Raw genomic sequence first — 18,828 nt, 5'->3', positions numbered from 1 at the left:
CCGGACGTCAGCTCCGAACGACGGGCGCAAAGCCCGTGCCGCCGCGATCCGCACAAATAAGGGCGACCATGTAGGCGAAGATCGGATCCAAAGCTTTCTGATTGAACATGATGCCAAAGCTGCCCGTTATGACGTAGCTGCTGACGAGCAGAAGAGCGAGCGCAATCGCTAAATCCCGACCCGGTCCCGCTTCTTTTCTCCACGCGCCTATCACGGGCGTCAGCAGCATCAGCGAAAGTGCCGCAATACCGAAAACACCGGCGTCGATTCCCGCGGTCAGAAAGCCGTTGTGGACATGCGAGTAGGGCAGCTGCGGCCTTATATTATCGGGCAGCTCTGCCAAAACCGAAGCCATCCGGTTCTGCGGGCCATAACCCGTCAACGGGTCCTTACTGATTGCTGATAGTGCGCCTTTGTACAAGGCGAACCGGGCACTCAGCGACGTGATCTCGCCGTCGGTGCGTTCGAGCGATGTCAGATTTTCCTGAAGCGCCTGGATGCGATGGAGGATCTGGCCGCTGCCCAGGGTGATAAGTCCCGCCAACAGCAAGGAACTGGTAATAGCCAGGCTGCGCAAACTCAGATGGAAGCTGTGTTTGCGAAAATACCAGAGGAAGATGACGATATGGATGGGAATGACCAGCCAAGCCGAGCGCGTTCCGGAAAGCAGAACACAGCCTAGACCCGCGGCATATCCCAATATTGCAATTCTTTGCTCCACGCTTCTGGGAGATTGAATGTTGAGAAGCGCAATGCCGCCGAACAGAATACCTATCACGCCGAGGAGTGCAGCGTTTGACGTTCCAGCCTCTGCTCTGTCCATCAAAAACATGATCTGCAAAAGACTGAAAAGAAAGGTGACGATCATGCCGATGCCTGCGCCGAGGATAAAGAGCGGCACGAGACGGCCATCGGGAGATTGGCGCATCCGCGGCAATATCAGCCAGATGGAAAAGAAAGGCAGCAGCCGGAATATCCAGTCCGGTACTTCGGAGTAGGGCGGATTGATGAAGATGCTGGCGATCATCACCAGCGGGTAGATCGACATGAAAATGGCAACCAGCCGGTCGGATTTCGACAGGTTCAAGACGAGGCGGCCCGTCGCCAGACAGTAGACGCCCCATACCATCGATGCGAGGAGGATGAAGGAGTTAAAGTTCGGCGAAAGCCCTGGAAGGATTGCAAAGAGAAAGACGGCAATGCGGTTGTTTCGGTCGAGCGCGCTTCCGGCCTCGTCCCCCGGATAAAGCACTGCCATCTTGAGTTGTCTAAAATAATTCACTTTGCCGGTCCTGACCGTGTCGATGCTGCCTCGCTAAGGATCGTCATCACAGCTGTCAAGCTGTGATCACGGTGCAATCTATGGCTTTATTCGACGTGGTATTCCGGCAACAGGCGTCCGGACAGACCTGGTTCTATTCGATGATGGGGGGCAAATGGGTGCGACGGCAAGGCCGACTTCAACAGAAAACACGTCTGAGGTGCGGGCGTGATGTGAAGGTTTGATAGCCAGCCGCCGACGAGCGTACCGAGGGAAAGAAGGCGGCATCATCGGGATCGGCGAAGAACCGATGCATGCGCCCCGTTGAAGTGAAGCGGCCGCCGCTATCGCCAATATGGGCGTGTCGAATCTTCCGCCGATGATCGACCAAGGAGATAGCCAAGCCCGAATGCGACGATGCCGGTGGTGAGCAGCAATGCGCTTGCTGTGCGCGGGTGCTGTCTGGCACCGAAGGCGACGGCATAAGCCTCACGTTTCATCTCTTTGGCTGCCGACTTCGCGACCTTGGTCAATCCCTCCGGCTGCTCAGTGGGCGTTCCGGTGAATCCGGCGTTCAAGTTCTGTTTGTCGGTCATGTCGGGGACCTTTCTGAATGGCAAGAGGTCTGAGATTGGCGCGAGGCGGAAAGTTCAATCCTGCTCGCGTGTGCCGGGGGAGGCTTCGCGTTGATCGGCGTCCTCGAGATCGGTCTTGACGAGGAATGCATCGGTATGTTCGCGCGAGGCCTCTCGCAATGCTGCGAGGTTTGGAGGATTGTCGGCTTCGCCCTGCTGCGCATCGAGTTCATGTTCGGCCAGGGTCCAGTGATGCCCGTGCTTGCCTTCCGGCCTCCCTTCTTTCTCCCACAGGGAATATGCCCTTCTTCGGATCTCCTCCTCGCGGCTGGCTGCCGCCGATCCGCTGCTAAGCCTGTCGATTTGGTTTGCGGCTTGCCGAACCATCTTCCGTCTGCCTGCGTCCGCGGCAGGTGGAGTTTTCGGCCGGCCGCCGTCAGTCGTATTTTCGCTTGTCTTGCGTGGTGCTGGCTTTTTCATGAAGGTCTCCTTGCGGATCTCAACCAACTTGGCCGATCTAAGTTCCAAACAAAGAGTGTCTCGGCGCAGAGATCGGCTTTCCATTTCGGCGAGGTCTATGCCGTTCACCCGCGCTTTCGCACCGTAATTGCCGTTTCATGTTTTTGCCTCGAGCCCGTGGTCCGCGGGCCGACTTGCTTCACGAAGCGTCGAACCTTGAGCAGCATATCTTGGCACGGCGATAAAACTGATATACTAGTATGCCACAGAGTTTCAGCGTTCCGGTATATCCATGCGGCAAGCATCAGAAACTGAAGGTTTGGTCGTCCCGGCATCGCGGGAGGCCGGGGGCAGGCTGCGCCGTATCACCACGGCCGGCGCCATCTACGATCGCCTCTATGCAGACATCGTGTCGCTGCGGATGCCGCCCGGCATGCTACTGCAGGAAAAACGGATCGCCGATGATTTCGGCGTCAGCCGCACGCCGGTGCGCGAGGCGCTGCTCCGGCTTTCCGAAGGCGGACTGGTCGATATCTACCCGCAGTCGGGCACCGTCGTGTCGCGGGTGCCGGTCTCGGCGATCCCTGAGGCGGTCGTCGTGCGCAAGGCGCTCGAAGGCGCGACCGTCGAGGCTGCGGCTCTGACCGCGACGGCCACCGATATCGCCCGTCTCGACGCCATCATTGCCCGCCAGCAGGCCTATGCCGCGACCGGCAATGCCTCGAGCTTCCATGAGGAGGACGAGGCCTTCCATGAGGCGATCACGCAGATGTCGGGTTATCCCGGCATCTGGGCAATCCTGAAAACGGTCAAGGTGCAGATCGACCGGGCACGGCGCCTGACGTTGCCGGTGCTTGGGCGCATGGATAATGTGGTGCAGGAACACATGATCATTCGCGATGCGCTCGCCGCCCATGATGCAGCGGCGGCGCGCAGCGCCATGACCCATCATCTGAGTGCCGTCATTCCCGATGTCGACGAGTTGCGCGCGCGTTACCCCGATTATTTCTGCTGACGGCACGCCAACACGAAACGAAAAGCGAAAGGGAAGGAAGAAGGATGCGACAGGGTTGGAGATGGTTCGGACCGGAAGCGCCGGTGACGCTGGATGATGTCCGCCAGACGGGCGCGACGAATATCGTCTCTTCGCTGCATCAGGTGCCGATCGGCAGGGCCTGGACGGAGAAGGAAGTGCGCGAACGCCAGGCTCTGATCGAGAAGACGCCCGGCGACCGGTCGCCGCTCGTCTGGTCGGTCGTCGAGAGCATCCCGATTCCCGATGCCGTCAAGCGCAAGGGCGGGGAGGCGAAGGCCGAAATCGAGGCGTGGATCGCCAGCCTCGAAGCGGTCGCCGCCTGCGGTATTCCGATCGTCTGCTATAATTTCATGCCGGTGGTGGACTGGACCCGCACCGAACTCGATTTCGTGACGCCGACCGGCGCCACCGCCATGCGCTTCGACCACGAGCGTTTTGCAGCTTTCGATCTCTTCATCCTGGAACGGCCGGATGCGGCGCAGCACTATTCCAGCGAAGACCGCGAACGGGCGCGTATCGTCTTCGAAGCGATGACGGACGACGAGATCGCCGATATCACCCGCATCATCACCTCGGCTCTGCCGGGGTCGACCACCGAACCTCTGACCATTCCGGCTTTCCGCGAAAAGCTCGTCGCCTATAGTGGCATCGATGCCGCAAGACTGCGCCGGCACCTGATTGAATTCCTGGAGGCGGTGACGCCGGCTGCCGAAGCCCGGGGTGTCAAGCTGACGCTGCATCCCGATGATCCGCCGCGTTCGCTGTTCGGCCTGCCGCGCATCGCCTCGACGGCGGACGACTATGCCGCTCTCTTCGATGCAGTGCCGTCGGCGGCGAACGGCATGTGTTATTGCACCGGCAGCCTCGGCGTGCGCGCCGAAAACGATCTGCCGGCGATCGCCCGGCGCTTTGCCTCGCGCATCCATTTCGCCCATCTGCGCGCCACGACACGCGAGGGTGACGGCCGGACATTCCATGAAAGCGCGCATCTGGAAGGCGACGTCGATATGGTCGCCGTTCTCAGCGAATTGGTCGCGGAAGACCGCCGCCGCAGTCCCGAAGACACCATCGTCTTCCGATCGGACCATGGCCATCGCATGCTCGACGACCTCGACAAGGTCGTCACACCAGGCTACCCGGCGATCGGCCGCATGCGCGGCCTCGCCGAACTGCGCGGTATTCTGCATGCGCTGGGCGCGCCGCCGAGCTGAGGCGTTGTCTCTGGCCGAGGAGGGGCAAGACGTTGCCACTTGTCTCTTCTCCCCAGCGGGGAGAAGTGCCCGAGCGATAGCGAGGCGATGAGGGGGCTTCACGGCACACCGCTCAATATTGCCCTTCGCTTGCGCTCAGTGCACTCGCTCCTATCGTCGCTCGCCCCCTCATCTGCCCTTCGGGCATCTTCTCACCGCTGGGGAGAAGGGAGAGCAAGTGCTCGCCCGTAAACAAAAATCATTGCGCTCTGAAGCCCGAGCGATGCTTCAGAGCGCGCAACCTTTCAGGAAAAGATCGGCGCACATCTTCGCCCGCGCCTGGATCGCCTCGATCTTCGGCGGCGGCTCCTGGCGCAGGATCGCCGCGCGCTGCGGCTCCATGGCCATCATGCCACGCAGCATGCCGCAGGCCAGATGCGGATCGTCGAGTGCAATGAGGCCGCGGTCGACCTGTAGGCGCAGCCAGTTTTCCATCAGCGCGTTGGTGCGCAGGATCGCCTGTTCGTAGAAGGATGTGGCGATCTCCGGAAAACGGTCCGACTCGGCGATGACGAGGCGCATGATGGTGACCGTATCTTCAGAAAGCGTCAGCATGCCGTAGGCCATCAGCATACGCTCCAGCCCGTCTCTCAGATCGGCGGCGGCAAGCATCGGGGGATCGAGCGCCAGCAGGAAGCGGCTGATACGCTCGGAGACCACGCTGGCGAAGAGATCGGCCTTGGTCGGAAACAGCCGGTAGAGGGTCTTTGTGGAAACACCAGCCTCCTGGGCGATCGTGGCGATGCTTGCCGCCGCGTAGCCGTTATCGTGAAACTGGGTGTCTGCCGCTTCGACGATCAGGTTTCTGGTGTCGTCGTCACAGCGTATCTGCGGCCGGCCTCTCGGCCTCTTCTCAATTTGTTGATTTTGGACCATAACGATTTTCCAAATTCATGTTGACATCCATTTTATAGTGCATATTTTAGAAAATAGCAAGTTTCCTAAATCGAATTCACCCCATTAGAGGCCGCAGCCCTCGTGACAGCGACCGTCATCAGGAGAGAGACAATGACCATCAAGAAGCTGCATGCCTTGAACAACAATACTGCCGTTGAAAACACCGCCGAAGCCGCACCGGCAAGCCTGGACGCCGGCCAGCCGCCGCGCGTCGCAGAAGCTGCCGCCACCGTTGCCGAGGAAAAGCCCGCCCGCAGGCGCGGCGGCCGATCCCTGCTTCTCGGCGCCACCGCGCTGGTGCTGATCGCCGCCGGCGCCTATTACGGCCATGATTACTGGACGGTCGGTCGCTTCCATATCTCGACCGACGATGCCTATGTGAAGGCCGACAACAGTACCATCGCCCCCAAGGTATCAGGCTATCTCTCCGAGGTCCTCGTCATGGATAACGAGACCGTCAAGGCCGGTCAGCCGCTCGCCCGTATCGACGATCGCGACTTCAAGGCAGCCCTCGATCAGGCCAGCGCCGATGTCGCTGCCGCCGAAGCCACCGTCAACGCCAAGCAGGCTTCTCTCGATATCCAGCAGTCGACGATTGCCGCCGCCCGCGCGACCGTCGATGTCGACCGCGCCAATGAGACCTTTGCCGAGCAGAACAACAAGCGTTATTCGAACCTCGCCACCAGCGGTTATGCCCCGGTCCAGACGGCACAGCAGGCCGCCTCGCAGATCGCTGCCGCCCAGGCCTCGATCGTCCGCGACAGCGCCTCGCTCGATGCCGCCGTCAAGCAGGTCGATCTGCTGAACGCCGAGCTGGCCCAGGCAAAGGCCGCCCTTGCCCGCAGCCAAGCTGTCCAGCACCAGGCGGAGCTCAACCTTTCCTATGCAACGATCACAGCCCCCGTCGACGGCACCGTCGGCAACCGGACGCTGCGCGTCGGCCAATATGTCCAGGCCGGCACCCAGCTGATGTCGGTCGTGCCGACAACAGCTGCCTATGTCATCGCCAACTACAAGGAAACCCAGCTCACCGACGTCAAGGCCGGCCAGCCTGTCGATATCGAGGTCGATATGTTCCCTGGCCGCACCTATCACGGCCATGTCGACAGCCTCGCTCCGGCAAGCGGCCAGGAATTCGCGCTGCTGCCGCCTGACAACGCCACCGGCAACTTCACCAAGGTCGTCCAGCGCATTCCTGTGAAGATCGTGCTCGACGGTGACGCCGCCGCAAACGGCGACCTTCGCCCCGGCATGTCCGTCCAGCCTGATATCAATACCAAGAACGACCGCAGCTAGGGCCGGGGGGACAAGGAGTTCGTGTCATGTCCACCATCACAGCAACATCAATCGCCGTTCCGCAGCCGAAGACCGGCGCCAGCACCAGGGAATGGATCGCCGTTCTCGCCGGCATGATCGGCGCCTTCATGGCGATCCTCAACATCCAGATCACCAATGCCTCGCTTCTCGACATCGAGGGCGGCATCGGAACAGGCGTCGACAACGGCGCCTGGATCTCTACCTCCTACCTGATCGGCGAGATCGTCGTCATTCCGCTGACTGCCTATTTCAGCAACGTCTTCTCGTTCCGCCGCTATATCCTCGTCAATTCCGTCCTCTTTCCGCTGTTTTCGATCGCCTGCGCCTTCGCCCATGACCTCGGCACGATGATCGTGCTGCGCGGCCTGCAGGGTTTTGCCGGCGGCGTGCTGATCCCCATGGCCTTCACCATGGTGCTGACCAAGCTGCCGAAGCACCAGCAGCCGCTCGGCCTTGCGGCCTTCGCGCTCTCGGTCACCTTCGCGCCGGCGATCGGCCCGACCATCGGCGGTTATCTCACCGAAAACTATGGCTGGCAGACGATCTTCTTCATCAACGCCATCCCGAGCGCCATCATGGCGGTCGCCCTTGCCCTGACGCTCGACAAGCAGCCGATGCAGCTCGGCCTGCTGAGGGAAGGTGACTGGGCGGGGATCATTAGCATGGCGATCGGCCTCTCGGCGCTGCAGACGGTGCTCGAAGAAGGCAACAAGGAGGACTGGTTCTCCTCGCCCTTCATCGTCAAGCTGAGCATCCTCGCCTTCGTCTTCCTGGCGGCCTTCATCTGGATCGAGCTGACGGTCAAGAAGCCGCTCGTCAAACTGCGGCTGCTGACCCAGCGCAATTTCGGCATCGGCGTGCTGGTCAATGTTCTGGTCGGCGTGGCGCTCTTCGGCACCGTCTACATCCTGCCGCAATATCTCGGCCAGGTGCAGCGATATAATGCCGAGCAGATCGGCAACGTGCTGGCCTGGACCGGCCTGCCGCAGCTGCTTTTGATTCCGCTCGTGCCGATGATGATGAAGCGCTTCGATGCGCGTTACATCGGCTTCCTCGGCATATCGATCTTCGCGATCAGCTGTTTCATGAACATCACGCTCTCGGCCAATAATGCCGGCGACCAGTTCCTGATCCCGAATATCGTGCGCGCCATCGGCCAAGCCCTGGTGCTGACACCGATCACCGCCATCACAACTGCCGGCATCGCTCCATCAGATGCCGCCGCTGCCTCGGGCCTGACCAACATGCTGCGCAATCTCGGCGGCGCGGTTGGCACGGCTTCGCTCGGCACGATCCTGACCAAGCGCGAGCAGTTCCATTCTAATATCATCGGCCAGTCGATCACGCTGACCCGTGACGAGGTCCGTGACCGCCTGACCCAGCTAACCGGCTACTTTACCCAGCATGGAGTGACCGATCCGGCCGTCGCCTCCCAGAAGGCGGCCGTTGCCCTTGGCCAGATCGTCAAGCGCCAGGCCCTGATCATGGGCTTCAGCGATACATTTGCAGTGATCGGCGTCGTGCTGGTGCTGGCGGCGATTGCTCTGCTTTTCACCAAGAGGCCGCAGGCCGGCGGCGGTGCCGGCGCCCATTGAAACGGCGCTATCTAAAAGACCCGGCTAACGAAAAGCCCTCTTTCTCGGGAAGGAGGGCCTAAATGCGAAAAGCCTATTGCGGAATTTCGACCGTAAAGGCGAAGCGGGCCACAGCGCCCGGCGCCAGGATCGTGGTGGACGGCCTCGCCGACAGCTCGCTCGAGCCTCCGGCTTCCGCAGCCGTTCCATGCCAGGGCTCGACGCAAAGGAAGGGCGCACCCGGCTTGGTCCACAGCGCAAGATTGGGCAGGTTTTCGAAATGGAACTGCATGACCGGCCCGCCTTCGGCGCCATAAGTCAGGCCTTCGCCCGCACCATCAGGGAAAATCATTGCATCCTGTTCGAACATCGAATGATCGAGCACCAGCCGGCCGGCTTTGAATGGGGAGGGCAGGGCCGCGGGGTTGATGAGGCCGCCTTCCAGCCGCACAAGACCCGGCTCGCCTTTATTGTCGAGCGTGACGATATGGTCGCGCCCGGAAGCATCTGGCAATGGCCAGGCGAAGGCCGAATGGAAGCCCAGACCGAAGGGCATCGGCTTCCGGTCGCGATTGGTGACCTCCGCCGTGACAGTCAACGCGCGGCCCTCGACCGCATGCACCACGGCCAGCTGAAATTCGAAGGGATAGACCGCCCGCGTCGCATCCGAGGCGGCCAGTTCGAACCGGCACATCGTCTCAGTGGAGGCCGCAAGCACGAATTCGCCGCGGCGGGCAAAGCCATGCTGGGCCATCGAATAGACCGTGCCGTCGATCGTTACCTTGTCGTCCGGCGCCTTGCCGACAATCGGAAACAGGATCGGCGACCGCCCGGTCCAGAAGGCTGCATCGCCGGTCCATAACCAGGAGCGCCCGTCGCTTGACGTGAGCGCCTGCATCTCGGCGCCGAGGGAGGAGACATCGACGGTGAGATCCTGATTCCCGATCCGGATGGAGATTGGCATCGCGTTTCCTTTCGCATTGGTTCGGCAGCCAGCAATACCGTTCCGAACCGGGGATTTCCACCCAATAGAGGGCGCCACCGCCCTCGTTATTTCCGCATTGCGCCCAATCTCGCGATCACTTCGTTCGGGATGCCGTAGCGCTGAATGGCGTCGCGGTTGTTCCGCAACCCGCATATCTCACGCTGGATGAAGAACGCCCAGACAGCATCGGACGCTTCGTTGAGAAGCCTTTCGCGGTCTTCGGCGCTTTGGCGGTCGGGAGTCCATGCCTTCAAGGCGGCAAGGGCCGCCTCCACCTTCAGCCCGTGACGTCCGAGAGAATCCGCGCGTTCCGACATCAGCTCGTATTCGAGGACGTTGAAGCCGTTTCTATCCTGCTCGGATTGTCTGAAGGACTGTGGCGGACGAACGCTCATTGGCACAGGTTCCCGTTGGCGCGAGCCACAATATTAGCCAATCCGGCCCAAAGTTAAAGAAGGTGAGGATGATGCCGTCCGAAAACCGCTCGCGCTTTCGGCATCATTCTCCGGAGATCGAGAAGAGAGGGAAACAGGCCTATCCTGCCGTGTCGACGCATGGCATAAGGGCGCCAAAATCTCTTTCCAGGCTCCCGCGCACATCATGATCCGTATCGAAAACATCAGCAAGCAGCTCAGCCACCGCATCCTCTTCATCGAGGCGTCCGCGGCTCTTAACAGAGGCGAGAAGATCGGTCTCGTCGGCCCGAACGGCGCCGGCAAGACGACGGTCTTCCGGATGATCAATGGCGAGGAGCAGCCCGATGAAGGCCAGGTCTCCTGCGAGAAGGGCGTCACCATCGGCTACTTCAATCAGGACGTCGGCGAGATGGCGGGCCACAGCGCCGTCGCCGAGGTGATGAATGGCGCCGGCCCGGTCAGCATCGTTGCCGGCGAATTGCGCGATCTCGAAGCGGCCATGGCTGATCCCGAACAAGCCGACAATATGGAGGAAATCATCGAGCGTTACGGCGAGGTGCAGGCGCGTTACGAGGAGCTGGACGGCTATGCGCTCGAAGGACGGGCGCGCGAAGTGCTCGCGGGCTTAAGCTTCAGCCAGGAGATGATGGACGGCGATGTCGGCGCACTGTCGGGCGGCTGGAAGATGCGCGTGGCGCTCGCCCGCATTCTGCTGATGCGCCCCGATGTCATGCTGCTCGACGAACCGAGCAACCATCTGGATCTCGAAAGCCTGATCTGGCTGGAGGAATTCCTGAAAGGTTACGAGGGCGCGCTGCTGATGACCTCGCACGACCGCGAGTTCATGAACCGCATCGTCACCAAGATCATCGAGATCGACGGCGGCACCTTGACGGCCTATTCCGGCGACTATGAATTCTACGAGCAGCAGCGGGCGCAGAACGAGAAGCAGCAGCAGGCCCAGTTCGAACGCCAGCAGGCGATGCTCGCCAAGGAGATCAAGTTCATCGAGCGCTTCAAGGCGCGCGCCTCGCATGCTTCGCAGGTGCAGAGCCGGGTGAAGAAGCTGGAGAAGATCGACCGGGTGGAGCCGCCCAAGCGCCGTCAGGCAGTCTCCTTCGACTTTCAGCCGGCGCCGCGTTCCGGCGAGGACGTAGTCAGCCTGAAGAACGTTCACAAGAAATACGGCAGTCGAAGCATCTATGACGGGCTGGATTTCATGGTGCGGCGCCGGGAACGCTGGTGCATCATGGGCATCAACGGCGCCGGCAAATCGACGCTGTTGAAATTGGTGACGGGCACTGCCGAGCCTGACGAAGGCAGCGTCGCTCTCGGCGCCAGCGTCAAGATGGGCTATTTCGCCCAGCACGCCATGGATATTCTCGACGGCGAGCACACCGTCTTCCAATCGTTGGAACACCGTTTTCCCCAGGCAGGGCAGGGGCCTTTGCGTGCGTTGGCCGGATGTTTCGGCTTCTCCGGCGACGATATCGAGAAGCGGTGCCGGGTGCTGTCAGGCGGTGAGAAGGCGCGGCTGGTCATGGCAATGATGCTGTTCGACCCGCCGAACCTGCTCGTGCTCGACGAGCCGACGAACCATCTCGACCTCGACACCAAGGAAATGCTGATCAAGGCGCTGTCGCAATATGAGGGCACCATGCTGTTCGTTTCGCACGATCGGCATTTCCTGGCCGCACTCTCCAACCGGGTGCTGGAGCTGACGCCCGACGGCATTCATCAATATGGCGGCGGCTATACCGAATATGTGGCGCGCACCGGCCAGGAGGCGCCTGGCCTGAGAAGCTGACGATTATCTTTGTGCGGCATGTCGAAACCGTCAGCGTCGAAGCGACCAGCGGAGAGCCGGCCAGCGATTTCGGTTGGCTGGTCGAAGCAACGGAGGAGAAAATGCCCATGCTGTTGGATCGGATCGAGGTGGTCACCCTGTTCGTCGATGATATCGACGCGGCCAAAGCGTTCTACCAAAAGGTCTTTGCGCCCGACGTCGTCTATCAAGACTCGGTAACGGCGGTCCTGAAATTCTCGGGAACGATGATCAACCTGCTCGATGCAGCGCAGGCGCCCCAACTGATCGAGCCGGTCGCAGTGTCAGCGCCCGGTTCTGGCGCACGCGTGCTGCTGACGATCAAGGCCGATGACGTCGATGCGGTTTGTGCAGAACTGCGCAAACTCGGGGTCACACTGCTCAACGCTCCGATCGATCGTCCATGGGGCCGCCGCACTGCAGCCTTTGCCGATCCGTCGGGCCATGTCTGGGAGGTCGCGCAGGAATTGCGCTAGACGGCTGTTGCTTGCCGTCATTGGCCGTAGGGACATGCCGCTTCTTCCACGCGAGGAATGGATTCGGCGGTTATTGCCACGATGATGACCAAATTCCGTGGTGTTCGGAGGCCTCTTCATGCAATCGGGGACGGGCGCATCGGCATGGACTGGATCAATCGTTATATCGATCAGCCGCTACTGCACGGCGCGGCGGGTTTGCTGCGGAGTTGGCATCTCCGCACGCGGCAACCGCCGGAGCTGCTGGAGCCGACGTGGAATCTCGTCGTGCTCTCCTTTCTCCTGATCGCGAGCGGGCAGGTCATGGCCGGCGAGACTTTCACGCTCAGTGTCGCCGCACTGGTCATGCTGGCGCTGCCGTCTGCGCGAAAGCTGCTTTCGGCTGTGAAGGCAGGGCAAGGCGGTTACGGCGCTCGGGAATACAAGTCGCTGAGAGCGCGCGCCATCGCCAAACGTGAGGCGGAGTGGTCGGTGCGGATCATCGTCCTCTTTGCATCGGCCTGCCTTCCGTTCATCGCCCGCATCGACGATCCGGTGGGAGCCTGTTTCATGTTGGGAGCCAGCATCTGGTTCGTCCTGACCGGGCCGCTCAAGGCCTATCTCGATGCGGCCGAACCTCCCGAGCCGAATGAAGGCGACCGGACGTACAGCGGCGCCTTTCATTTCGGCTGAAGGGAGCCGATGCATGTCCCGGCCATCAGACGGACGGGAACCAAATGCGGCCGTCTCCGTTATCTCCGCAGCAACGTACAAGGAGATTGCGATGCTTTACTACGCTCTGGTGTTTCTCGTCGTGGCCTTGATTGCCGGCGTCCTCGGATTTGGCGGCATCGCAGGGGCGTCAGCTTCCATTGCCCAGGTTCTGTTCTTCATTTTCCTGGTGCTGTTCGTCGTATCGCTCGTCATGCGACTGATGCGAAAAGTATAACGCGGACAGATTAAAGTATAAAAACCCGGCGAAACATCTCGCCGGGTTTTTCTTTATTGCCACATTCGGTTTGACGTCTCCGTCACTGAAGGTTTCCGTCCCGGTCGTGGTCGGCTGTCGCAAAATCCGCCATCACCCGCTCCATGAATTCGCTTCGGCTGATGCGGCCATTGTGGTTCGCGTCGGTCAAAGTGAATTGCTCGACCGTCAGGGTCTGCACCGTCTCGTCGGACTGCAGGCTGCCGTCCTTGTTCTTGTCGAGACTTCCGAAAGCCGTGCCCATGAAGGTCTCGTATTCCGATCGGTCGACGGTCTTGCTGGTATTTGTGTCAAGCCGATCCATCTGGCCCTGATACATCGATCCGGGCTGTTGCTGTTGTTGCGCCACTGCCCCGACGCATTGGCACAGTATGAATGTGGTCACCAAAGCCAAGGTCTTCATCGCTTGATATCCCTCCCCAATTAGCGGCAAGCCAGACGGTTGCCGACGTAACCGCCGCCGCCGATGCCGGCGCCGACTGCAAGCACCTGCCCGGTCCCGGCGCCGATTGTGCTGCCGATCAAGCCACCGACAATCGCGCCGCCGACGGTTCCCGCGATGCAGCCGAATTCGGAATTACGATCCGAGACGGCCTGCGACGTCGGGCCGGACTGGCAGGCGGAGATGGCAAGGCATCCCGCCAGTATGATGTTTGTCCTGCGTATGCGCATCTTTCCCTCCCGATAAATTACCCGTTATCTCCAATAGAGATCAGCGGGCGTACGATTGTCCGGCCCCCGCGAAAATATCGCCTGATTATATTTCTCAAATTCAGACTTAGTTTCTGTTCGAACAGAAGCAGAGTTCCGGAAAACAAGCGAAAATTCTGCGGCAATGCCAAGCAATCATGCCGTTTCCTCTCCAGTTGCAGTGCTGCATGAAGAGTATCTTCAAATAGTACAGCTATCTATACGGCATGGCAACCTGCGCGATTATCGATCGCCTATCCAAATAGATACGTTCGTTCAGAGTTGACGGCGATCAGGATCGTGCCTTTCCGGCAACCATCCCTGACAAGATCGTGAAATAACCGGATGACGCGAAAAGGTGCCTTCGAAATGTCCCAATGGGAGCTGAACCGTAAGCGTGTTTGTCGCTTGCGCCCTCCCAGGCGCTCTGACATGCGATGCGTAAATGATGCCGGTTCGGGATCGTTTTGCGGTTCCGTCCGTTATCTGTTGCCGAATCTGGTGGCGAGTAGCCGGGTATGCTCCCGTCACGATTTGAGAAGGAGAGACTTATGAACAAAATTCTTGCGACGGCGTTTGCCGCGGTATCGTTGACGTTTGTCGGCGCTGGGGCGGTCAATGCCGCCGATCTCGGCACCAGGACATATGAAGAGCCGGACCTGCGCAATGGCGTGAAGATCGGTTACCTCACCTGCGATATCGGCGGCGGCACGGGTTACGTGCTCGGTTCCTCCAAAGAGGCCGACTGCATCTTCCAATCGACCGTCGGCAACGAACTTTCGGATCGTTATACGGGTGAAATGAGAAAGCTCGGCATCGACCTTGGCTTCACCACGCGCAGCCGCCTGATCTGGGCCGTGTTTGCGCCGACCGCCGGCTATCACCGCGGATCGCTCGCCGGCCTCTATGTCGGTGCTACCGCTGAAGCCACGCTCGGCGCCGGTGTCGGCGCCAATCTCCTGGTTGGCGGCACTTCCGGCTCGATCCATCTGCAGACGGTCAGCCTGACCGGTCAGCTCGGCCTCAACGTTGCGGCCGGCAGCGCCTCGATGACGCTCACATCAGCGAATTGATATGGCCTTTTTGACGTCCCTGCCGCATCGCGGCAGGGACGTCATCTCATCTGAGGCGCGATTCCGCACCCTCGCATGCCCAAGCCGGATCACGACATGATGGATATTCGAATGGCAACGCCCGGCGAGGACGAGATCCTGGCTGAGCACTATCTGAAGATCTGGGACAGCTACGGCACGCCGCCGGAGCACTATAGAGGGCGTAGCGTTGGTTTCCCATCAAACTACGCTATTGGAGAACAAATAGAGAAAGACGCTTAGGAAGCGTCGTCAGTTAGCCAAATCCTCAGTTTGCCGACTGACCTGAAGCCCAGCTTTGTCATTTCGTTTAGCGTTGCGCCACTGTCATACCCGACTAGCGGCACATCGGGTGAAAAGGCGATAGTGGCCAACGACATGGCATCCCGGAAGGCCTGCAGCGTACCAGTTAAGTTAAAGATATTGGAGATCCCTACAGCCTCGGTTGATCGATTTACGATGCAGCCCGCATCAAAACTATCGCCGGCCCATCGGCCATAGATATGTATGTTGGGATCGGAAAGCAGGGCCGGTGTGAAGACGTTGGCATCGGTCTGGCTACCAGACTCTTTCCAGGAATGTTCCCAGCGATCCAGTGCCGCCGCATCGCGAATGCGTGCCCAATCTTGAGGCGCACGCGCTGAAATTCTGTGAGGTTCAGCCCAAATCCATGATGCGGAAAACAACAACTGGAACCCTTTGTTGACGAGATCGAGCCTGGAAAACCCGTCTTTGAAACCAGGTCGCCGTCCTAGCCGATCTGTCAGTCGACCGATTTCAATCAGCTGTTCCTCTGTTGCATCCGGGTCGAGTGTCGTCATGTTGGAATAGTAGGGCGGTGCGATTGCATCGCTTGACCAAAACGCACTGGTTCGCTGATCGGGCAGTCCATGGGCACGGAACATCGCCTGATACAGGTCTGCATTGTTAGCGGCACAAATGCGCGCTTTTTCTGCATCGGATCGTACCGTGTGTTTCAGGATATTGCTTCGCGAGGGGTTGCGTATCATAAGAAATCCTGTTGCTCGGAGCGTCTGACACCTAGCTGGTGCATTCGCGATAAACAGTTGAGCGGCCTCGACTTTCTTGCCATCGAGTGGCTGGCGCCGCGGTTTCTTTCCCCCTGGCCCGCGCAGCGGTAATGTCGTCGTTTGTCTGCTCTATGATCAACTGGCTCGATCTAGCGCCGGCCGTCCGATCCGCCTACGTTTTGGCCCGGCCTGGCGCGGTGAACGCGGCGATCGTCGCCTCGTCATGGCCGGCCTCGCGCAGGAAGCGGCTGGCGAATTCGATGGCCGGGCTTCTAAGGGCCTCGTCCGGTCTAATCAGGTGAAAGGCCACATGGTAATCGAGCGTCCGCTCGGAGACAGTGACGACGCGCCCGGTGGCCAGCGCGGCATCCGACAGCGGCGGCCGCGCGAGCGCGATCCCGAGGCCCTGCGCGCAGGCATCGATCACCAGATTATAGTCCTCGAAGCGCCGATCATGGCCGCGCGGTATATAGTCGACGCCCTCACGAGAGAGCCAGCGCCGCCAGCCTTCAATATTCGAATCGTGCAGGATCGGCAGATCGAGCAGCGCCGAGGCATCGGAGCGCTGCCCGAGCCGGTCCGCCAGCGCCGGGGCGGCGATCGGAAACGATTTCTCCTGCCAGAGCGGCAGGGCGCGCACGCCGGCCCATGGTCCCTTGCCGCAGCGAATGGCAAGATCCGTGCCTTCGCCGAAATCCGCCAGCCGGTGTTCGAGCGTCAGCTCGACATGCAGCTCGTTTCCTTCGAGCTTCGGCAGGCGTTGAAACAGCCATAGAGAGGCGACAGAGGGCGTCACCGAAAGGCGCACCACCGCCTTGTTGCGGCGAGGCAGCCAGCGTTCGCCGCTATTGCCGAGCAGCGTAAGTGCTTCTTCCGCCCGGGCGAAAAACCGCATGCCTTCCGGCGTCAGGCGCACGCCTCGGGCTTCGCGCGCAAACAGGCGAACGCCCATCCAGCGCTCCAGGCGCGAGACCTGGCGCGACACTGCGCCGTGGGTGATGCCGCTTTCCTCGGCTGCAGCCGAAAACGATCCGAGCCGGGCGGCGCGGGCAAAGGTCTCGAGCGTATCGAGCGGCGGAAGCACTAGCGAGCTGTGAACCATACGCACATTTGATCATCGATTGCGATGCTTTTCAAGCACGCATCGAAGGCCTAATCACTGTCGCAGGAACATATGGAGGCGAAAATGAGCATGGCGGCAAGTGTATCGGCTTCGACGAAACAGCAAGGCGGGTTCGATTTGGTGGCCTTTGCGGCGATCGTCGTCACCATCCTCTCCTGGGCTTCCTCCTTCGTGGTGATCCGCATCTGTCTCGGACCGCTGACGCCGATCGAACTGGCGACGGCGCGCTATGTGGCAGCCGGCGTCATCGCCCTCGTCTATCTCGTCATCTATCGGCCGATGCCGGAAAAACGCGATTTTTTCCGCCTCTCCGTTGCCGCCGTGCTCTTCATCGCCGCCTATGCGGTTCTGCTGAACACCGGCGAGCAGACCGTTGCGGCAGGGCCGGCGAGCTTCATCATCAACACCATGCCCGTCTTCACCGCCCTCATAGCCACATTCGCGCTTGGCGAGCGCTTCGGCCGCTGGGGCTGGGCGGGCACCGCGGTTTCCTTCGGCGGCGTGGCGCTGATTGCGGTCGCCTCCGACAGCGGCTTCAAGCTCGATCCGAATGCCGTCCTCATCCTTGGCGCAGCGCTCTGCTCGGCGATCGCCAGCGTGCTGCAGAAGCCGCTGCTCGGGCGGCTGCCGGCGCTTGCCGTCACTGCCTGGATACTGCTCATCGGTTCCGTGCCACTGCTTCCGGCCGTCCCGGCGACGATTCAGGCGCTGGCCGCCGCACCGGCGGAGGTCAACTGGGGCGTTGCCTATCTCGTTATCTTCCCGACCGCGATCGGCTACCTTACCTGGGCAATCGCCCTGAAGCGGCTGACGGCCGCCCGTGCCTCGAATTTCCTCTACGGCGTTCCTCCGGTCGCCACGCTGATCGGGTTCGTCTGGCTGGGCGAAACGCCGACGGTGCTCGGCGCGGTCGGTGGCGTCATGGCAATCCTCGGCGTGCTCGTCGTCAACGTGATGCGGAAGCGGTAGCGTCGAATTCAGGCCGTGAAGGCGGCCTGGTAACAGTTAGGCATTGCGCCGCCGTTCGCTTTCTTTAAAACGAAAGCAGATCGAAAGGCGCACGCTCATGTTCTTGACCGACCGGCAAACTGAAATCGTGGCGATTGCGAAATCGAGCGGCAGGGTGCTGGTCGAGGAGCTCGCCTCCCGCTTTTCGGTGACGCCGCAGACGATCCGCAAGGACCTGAACGATCTCTGCGATGCGCAGGTGCTGACGCGCATCCATGGCGGCGCCACATTCCCGAGCGGGACGGAGAACGTCAAATACGAAGCGCGCCGCCAGATCGCCGCTTCCGAGAAGCAGGCGATCGGCATTGCCGCGGTCGAGCTGATCCCGAGCGGGGCCTCGCTCTTCATCAATATCGGAACGACGACCGAGGCGGTGGGCGAGGCGCTCGCCGACCATCACGAGCTGATGGTGATCACCAACAATATCAATGTTGCCAATAGGTTGCGTCTTTTCCCGGCGATCGAAGTCGTCATTGCCGGCGGGGTTGTGCGCGGTTCGGATGGCGGGATCGTCGGCGAGGCGGCCGTCGATTTCATCCGCCAGTTCAAGGTCGATTACGCCGTGATCGGCGCGTCGGCGATCGATATCGACGGCGCGCTTCTCGACTATGATTTTCGCGAAGTGAAGGTCGCCCAGGCCATCATCGCCAATGCCAGACATGTCATTCTCGTTGCCGATTCGACGAAGTTCGAACGCACCGCACCGGTCAGGATCGGCCAGCTTTCCCAGGTTCATACCTTCATCACCGATCACTGTCCGGTGCCGTCGATCCGCAATCTCTGCCTCGAAAACAATGTGAAACTGATCGAAACGAACGGCAGATTTCGCTAGACAACGACCCTCGCA

The 18,828-nt window shown here is 60.7% G+C and carries 21 protein-coding genes and 1 pseudogene; 12 read left to right on the top strand and 10 right to left on the bottom strand.

From position 1 onward, the window contains the following. Positions 1-7 precede the first annotated feature (7 nt). The 3 genes from GR198_RS26435 to GR198_RS26425 form a co-directional block, all read right to left on the bottom strand. Complete coding sequence (locus GR198_RS26435; RefSeq protein ID WP_029874974.1) at positions 8-1,282, bottom strand: O-antigen ligase family protein; 1,275 nt, start codon at positions 1,280-1,282, stop codon at positions 8-10. 323 nt (positions 1,283-1,605) lie between these two features. Next, entirely contained in the window at positions 1,606-1,857 is a 252-nt protein-coding gene (locus tag GR198_RS26430) for a hypothetical protein (protein ID WP_029874975.1), read from the bottom strand. 54 nt (positions 1,858-1,911) lie between these two features. Further along, positions 1,912-2,316, bottom strand: coding sequence for a DUF2934 domain-containing protein (locus tag GR198_RS26425; protein WP_029874976.1), 405 nt, complete (start codon positions 2,314-2,316; stop codon positions 1,912-1,914). Between the two features lie 271 nt (positions 2,317-2,587). Between GR198_RS26425 and GR198_RS26420 the strand changes: the two genes are divergently transcribed. Both GR198_RS26420 and uxuA read left to right on the top strand, forming a co-directional pair. Next, the gene (locus GR198_RS26420) at positions 2,588-3,310 is read left to right on the top strand and encodes a GntR family transcriptional regulator (RefSeq protein WP_029874977.1); all 723 of its coding nucleotides are present in this window, start codon (positions 2,588-2,590) and stop codon (positions 3,308-3,310) included. 44 nt (positions 3,311-3,354) lie between these two features. Further along, positions 3,355-4,542 carry a mannonate dehydratase gene (gene uxuA / locus GR198_RS26415; RefSeq protein ID WP_029874978.1) on the top strand — a complete coding sequence of 396 codons (1,188 nt, stop codon included), beginning with the start codon at positions 3,355-3,357 and terminating at the stop codon, positions 4,540-4,542. Between the two features lie 267 nt (positions 4,543-4,809). On the opposite strand, the gene GR198_RS26410 is transcribed toward uxuA, so the two are convergent. After that, on the bottom strand, positions 4,810-5,457 hold the full coding sequence (locus tag GR198_RS26410) for a TetR/AcrR family transcriptional regulator (RefSeq protein ID WP_029874979.1): 648 nt from the start codon (positions 5,455-5,457) through the stop codon (positions 4,810-4,812). Between the two features lie 132 nt (positions 5,458-5,589). On the opposite strand from GR198_RS26410, the gene GR198_RS26405 reads away from it, so the two are divergent. Next, complete coding sequence (locus GR198_RS26405; RefSeq protein WP_029874980.1) at positions 5,590-6,774, top strand: HlyD family secretion protein; 1,185 nt, start codon at positions 5,590-5,592, stop codon at positions 6,772-6,774. A 26-nt stretch (positions 6,775-6,800) separates the two neighbouring features. Then, on the top strand, positions 6,801-8,390 hold the full coding sequence (locus tag GR198_RS26400; RefSeq protein WP_029874981.1) for an MDR family MFS transporter: 1,590 nt from the start codon (positions 6,801-6,803) through the stop codon (positions 8,388-8,390). Between the two features lie 73 nt (positions 8,391-8,463). Here GR198_RS26400 and GR198_RS26395 read toward each other — a convergent pair whose 3' ends face one another. Together GR198_RS26395 and GR198_RS26390 are read right to left on the bottom strand one after the other, a co-directional pair. Beyond that, positions 8,464-9,333, bottom strand: coding sequence for an aldose 1-epimerase family protein (locus GR198_RS26395; protein WP_029874982.1), 870 nt, complete (start codon positions 9,331-9,333; stop codon positions 8,464-8,466). Between the two features lie 86 nt (positions 9,334-9,419). Continuing rightward, complete coding sequence (locus tag GR198_RS26390) at positions 9,420-9,749, bottom strand: DUF6665 family protein (RefSeq protein ID WP_029874983.1); 330 nt, start codon at positions 9,747-9,749, stop codon at positions 9,420-9,422. Positions 9,750-9,954: 205 nt separating this feature from the next. Between GR198_RS26390 and GR198_RS26385 the strand changes: the two genes are divergently transcribed. The 4 genes from GR198_RS26385 to GR198_RS26370 all read left to right on the top strand — a co-directional run bounded on the left by GR198_RS26385 (position 9,955) and on the right by GR198_RS26370 (position 12,999). After that, positions 9,955-11,577, top strand: coding sequence for an ABC-F family ATP-binding cassette domain-containing protein (locus GR198_RS26385; RefSeq protein ID WP_029874984.1), 1,623 nt, complete (start codon positions 9,955-9,957; stop codon positions 11,575-11,577). A 101-nt stretch (positions 11,578-11,678) separates the two neighbouring features. Further along, entirely contained in the window at positions 11,679-12,071 is a 393-nt protein-coding gene (locus tag GR198_RS26380; RefSeq protein WP_029874985.1) for a VOC family protein, read from the top strand. Between the two features lie 81 nt (positions 12,072-12,152). Next, positions 12,153-12,743 carry a hypothetical protein gene (locus GR198_RS26375; protein WP_029874986.1) on the top strand — a complete coding sequence of 197 codons (591 nt, stop codon included), beginning with the start codon at positions 12,153-12,155 and terminating at the stop codon, positions 12,741-12,743. 91 nt (positions 12,744-12,834) lie between these two features. Beyond that, positions 12,835-12,999, top strand: a complete 165-nt coding sequence (locus GR198_RS26370) for a DUF1328 domain-containing protein (RefSeq protein ID WP_003549551.1) — start codon at positions 12,835-12,837, stop codon at positions 12,997-12,999. 82 nt (positions 13,000-13,081) lie between these two features. Here the strand turns inward: GR198_RS26370 and GR198_RS26365 are convergent, their stop codons facing one another. Beyond that, the gene (locus GR198_RS26365; RefSeq protein ID WP_029874987.1) at positions 13,082-13,441 is read right to left on the bottom strand and encodes a hypothetical protein; all 360 of its coding nucleotides are present in this window, start codon (positions 13,439-13,441) and stop codon (positions 13,082-13,084) included. A 20-nt stretch (positions 13,442-13,461) separates the two neighbouring features. Next, positions 13,462-13,710, bottom strand: coding sequence for a membrane protein (locus GR198_RS26360; protein ID WP_017957595.1), 249 nt, complete (start codon positions 13,708-13,710; stop codon positions 13,462-13,464). A gap of 569 nt (positions 13,711-14,279) precedes the next feature. Between GR198_RS26360 and GR198_RS26355 the strand changes: the two genes are divergently transcribed. Continuing rightward, positions 14,280-14,801, top strand: coding sequence for a DUF992 domain-containing protein (locus GR198_RS26355; RefSeq protein ID WP_029874988.1), 522 nt, complete (start codon positions 14,280-14,282; stop codon positions 14,799-14,801). A gap of 75 nt (positions 14,802-14,876) precedes the next feature. Beyond that, positions 14,877-14,999, top strand: a pseudogene (locus GR198_RS26350) (GNAT family N-acetyltransferase); the annotation flags it as partial. A gap of 59 nt (positions 15,000-15,058) precedes the next feature. On the opposite strand, the gene GR198_RS26345 reads toward GR198_RS26350, so the two are convergent. Together GR198_RS26345 and GR198_RS26340 are read right to left on the bottom strand one after the other, a co-directional pair. Then, complete coding sequence (locus GR198_RS26345) at positions 15,059-15,829, bottom strand: hypothetical protein (RefSeq protein WP_029874990.1); 771 nt, start codon at positions 15,827-15,829, stop codon at positions 15,059-15,061. A gap of 193 nt (positions 15,830-16,022) precedes the next feature. Beyond that, the gene (locus GR198_RS26340) at positions 16,023-16,952 is read right to left on the bottom strand and encodes a LysR substrate-binding domain-containing protein (protein WP_029874991.1); all 930 of its coding nucleotides are present in this window, start codon (positions 16,950-16,952) and stop codon (positions 16,023-16,025) included. Between the two features lie 72 nt (positions 16,953-17,024). Here GR198_RS26340 and GR198_RS26335 point away from each other — a divergent pair, with 72 nt between their 5' ends. Then, positions 17,025-17,942 carry a DMT family transporter gene (locus GR198_RS26335; RefSeq protein ID WP_164069770.1) on the top strand — a complete coding sequence of 306 codons (918 nt, stop codon included), beginning with the start codon at positions 17,025-17,027 and terminating at the stop codon, positions 17,940-17,942. Positions 17,943-18,039: 97 nt separating this feature from the next. Further along, a complete protein-coding gene (locus GR198_RS26330; protein WP_003549541.1) occupies positions 18,040-18,813 on the top strand; it encodes a DeoR/GlpR family DNA-binding transcription regulator in 774 nt (257 codons plus the stop codon). Positions 18,814-18,828 lie beyond the last annotated feature (15 nt).

It is taken from the genome of Rhizobium leguminosarum, from assembly GCF_010668065.1.
Lineage (GTDB): Bacteria > Pseudomonadota > Alphaproteobacteria > Rhizobiales > Rhizobiaceae > Rhizobium > Rhizobium leguminosarum_S.
The sequence above is the reverse complement of the archived record's forward strand: the minus strand, read 5'-3'. Positions and strand labels throughout refer to the sequence as shown.